This is a genomic window from Alistipes sp. (assembly GCF_048465635.1).
Classification (GTDB): Bacteria; Bacteroidota; Bacteroidia; order Bacteroidales; family Rikenellaceae; genus Alistipes.
In genome coordinates this window covers 1-3,113 of record NZ_DBFWLF010000001.1, presented here as the reverse complement: position 1 = coordinate 3,113, position 3,113 = coordinate 1, and the positions used below count along the sequence as shown (strand labels likewise).

Genomic DNA, 3,113 nt, shown 5'->3' with positions numbered 1-3,113 from the left:
TGTGTTCCGTCAATAAGAATTCCCCAGTTTCGCCAGCAAAAAGGACCACTAGGGTGGGGATTTTTGACGTTACTCAAAATGGGCGGGGCCGAGGCCCCTGGGTTGATCTTCCTTGGGGAGGGGCGAAGCCCCTCCCCAAGCCGTTTTAGAGCGGCGGCAAGCCGTCCAAATCGTCCTGTCGGCGCGAGTCGGCGCTATGCTTGTGCCGTTCAAAGATGACATCGCTGAGGCGCGTCAGGATGAAGCGCTCCGTGCAGAGCCTCAGAGCACGCGTCAGAGCGTCGGAGAAGGCGTCTTCAGAGCAGTCCTCTTCCGCCTCTCTCTCCCTCGCGCAGGCGTCTGCCAGAGCCTCGCTGGAGGCCTCAGTCTCCGGCCAGTGCTCAGCATCGACATCGACGTTCATGCGGAGCTCAGCGTCTGTTCTCACCCATCTGTCGAAGAGCGCCGCTGTCTGATCGTGCATGTCTCGGACATCCAGAGCGCACTCACGGATGAATCCCTTGAGCTCGTCATGCGCCTTGCGGCCCCTGGCCTCCATGCCTCGAAGCGTGAGGACGTCGTTGCTCAGGCCTGTAGAGGCTCCCGTCAGCTCGTCATTGAGAAAGAGCGTCCCGTCGTCTTCAGCGTTGCGGACGATGGTCCGTGCCTGTTCCGTCAGGGCGCTGCGGTACGACAGCACGGTCTCGGTGTACGTGGTGTTGTGCGTGTTCTTCGTCATGGCTTACTTCATCAGAGAGTGGCGCAGGCGGTAGCTTTGGTCGGTGTGTTTGAGCAGATACCCATGGTGGACGATGCGGTCCATGATCGCAAGGAGAAGCCTCTCATCGCTGAAGATGCGGTTCCACTCGACGAACGGGAGGTTGGTCGTCACGATGATGCTGCGTTGTTCGTAGCAGTCGGCGATCACCTCGAAGAGCAGCCGCGTCCCGTCCACATTCGTCGGGAGGTAGCCCCATTCGTCGATGATCAGGAGGTCGCACTGTTCGATGCGGCGGCGGTACCGCGGCCAGGCGTGGTTGTCGTGAGCCGTCTGGAGCTCCTCAATGAGGTTCGCCATGCGGCGGAACATCACCTTGTACCCAAGGTCGCAGGCCTTGATCCCAAGGGCGGAAGCCAGGTGCGTCTTACCCGAGCCGGGCACCCCCATCATCACGAGGTTCTGGCGTTTCTCGATGAAGCCGCAGCTTGCGAGGGCACCGAAGGTGAGCCCCGTCGGCATCGTGACGCCCTCCCGCTCGTAGACCTCGAGGGTCTTGTCCAGATTGGGGATGCCTGAGGCCTGGCGGTTGCGCTTCACGCGCTCCTCGTTGCGGTTCTCGCAGAGCCGCTTCAGCAGGTCACGCACAAAGAGGGCCGGGGACGTAACGTCCCCCATTTCCTTGTAGGCGGGGACGACGTGTGAGCCCAACCTCAAGGCCGTCGCGTAGCCGCGGATTTCATCATCAATCGTCTGAGCAGTCATGTCAGGCAAGCCCCGCATAAGGTTCGAGGGAGACGGAGGGAACGGTCGGTTGGCTGAGGTGCTCAGGCAAATCCATCAGCTGGCGATCGTCGGTGGGTGTGTCCTTCAGGCCGCGGAAACCCACGATCAACGTCGAGAGGTCTTCGTGTCCGAAACGCCGGACGGCCTCGTCCAATCGCGAGCAGATCTGCTCAATCGGCGTGCCCTCCTTCAGCGTCACATAGCAGGCCTCAAGCACCTCTCTGCGGGGCTGCGCACGCAGGCCGGTCAGATACGTGACGGTCGCTTCGCCGAGCATCTTGGCGAGGGCGCTGTCCTTGAAGCTGGTCGGCTTCTTTCTGAGCAGGCCAAGCATCACCTTCCAATCGATGAAGTCCTTATGGAGCCCGTAATGACGCTTGTGGCTGGTGAGCAGGGTTCGGTCGGAGTCGTAGAACGACAGCGTGTCCCAGCGCTTGCAGACGTGGACCTTCTGGCCGGGAGCCGCGTTGACCTGGTAGTCGTTCTTGTCGACTCGGACGAACCCCGTGTTGTCAACCGTCGCTTCGACCCAAGAGCACGGATCGAAATCCGCTGCCGGGAGATGGAGCATGAGGGCGAGATCCTCAAGGAAGAGCTCCTTGATCACCCTGGGCGCCTTCTTGTAGTGGGGCTCCTCCGCCTGACGCTCCAACCAAGTCATGAGGCTGTTGTTGAGCTCGGCGAAGTTCCCGTCGAAGCGCAGGGCCGGAACGAAGAAATTGCGGCGAATCCAGCCCACGGCATTCTCAACGGACCCCTTCTCGTTGCCGGCGGCAGGGTTGCAGAACTCCGCCTTGAAGCCGTAGTGAACCTGCAGGCGGCGGAAGTTCTCCGTCAGCACGCGCGGATGATCCTTCACGTCGTGGACGTTGTCCACCTCGTGAACCTTGCTGGGCGGCACCAGCAGGGAGACCGCAGTGCTCATGTTGTCGAAGCGGATGCGCAGCGGTACGCGGCCGATGCGGTCGAACATGAGCTTGATGCCGTACGCCAGGCACTCGAAGTTCTGAGCGGGAAGCACCACGGCCATGCGGTAGTTCGAGTGAGGGAAGGTCAGGACGAGGAGGATGAGCCTGCAGGTCTCGCCATTGAGGAAGACGTCGATCTCGCCGAAGTCGAGCTGAGCCGATCCGGGTGCGTGCTCAAGGCGGACGGAGAGGGCGTTCTTCCGATCCAGATTGAGCTTCTCCCTGGCCGCACGCACCAACCGTTCAATCGTTCGGATCGAAGGGACGGGAGCATCCGGAAGCTCGAGATCCTCGCGCCCCTCAAGGAGGATGCTGTGGATGCGCTTCGCCGTGAGACGCTGCTTTGGATTGGTGACGGGGGTCTGCCTATGAAGGAGATCCTCGATGGCAGGGATGAACGCCTTGGCCGCCGTGTTCCGCTTCACCTTGATGGTCTCGGGGATCTGAACGGGCCTGGACGCGTACTTGCGGACCGTTTTACGGTCAACCCCGAGCTCTCGGGAGACTCGGGAGATCGTGAAGCCGGCACGATGAATGAGTTTGTTGATATGATCGACTTGGTCCATGTTTAGCATTTGTGCTCTCTGTTGGTCTGGAAACCCGAGAGCATGACTGGAAACGTGGACTTTTTGCATTTTGGGGCACGAGTTTTTGCCACGTTG

3 protein-coding genes are annotated in these 3,113 nt (G+C 60.8%); all 3 read right to left on the bottom strand.

Features of this window, described 5'->3' with window-relative positions:
* Positions 1 to 145: 145 nt before the first annotated feature.
* The 3 genes from ACMO9O_RS00015 to istA all read right to left on the bottom strand — a co-directional run bounded on the left by ACMO9O_RS00015 (position 146) and on the right by istA (position 3,017).
* Positions 146 to 718, bottom strand: a complete 573-nt coding sequence (locus ACMO9O_RS00015) for a hypothetical protein (protein ID WP_418981551.1) — start codon at positions 716 to 718, stop codon at positions 146 to 148.
* A 3-nt stretch (positions 719 to 721) separates the two neighbouring features.
* Positions 722 to 1,375: an IS21-like element helper ATPase IstB gene (gene istB, locus ACMO9O_RS00010; protein WP_418981549.1), complete on the bottom strand. Its 654-nt coding sequence runs from the start codon at positions 1,373 to 1,375 to the stop codon at positions 722 to 724.
* An 88-nt stretch (positions 1,376 to 1,463) separates the two neighbouring features.
* On the bottom strand, positions 1,464 to 3,017 hold the full coding sequence (gene istA, locus ACMO9O_RS00005; RefSeq protein ID WP_418981547.1) for an IS21 family transposase: 1,554 nt from the start codon (positions 3,015 to 3,017) through the stop codon (positions 1,464 to 1,466).
* Positions 3,018 to 3,113: the final 96 nt, after the last annotated feature.

Bases quoted from the DNA above. Each gene is read 5' to 3' on its own strand.
- istB (WP_418981549.1), bottom strand. From the start codon at position 1,375: ATGGGGGACGTTACGTCCCCGGCCCTCTTTGTGCGTGACCTGCTGAAG.
- istA (WP_418981547.1), bottom strand. From the start codon at position 3,017: ATGGACCAAGTCGATCATATCAACAAACTCATTCATCGTGCCGGCTTC.
- ACMO9O_RS00015 (WP_418981551.1), bottom strand. From the start codon at position 718: ATGACGAAGAACACGCACAACACCACGTACACCGAGACCGTGCTGTCG.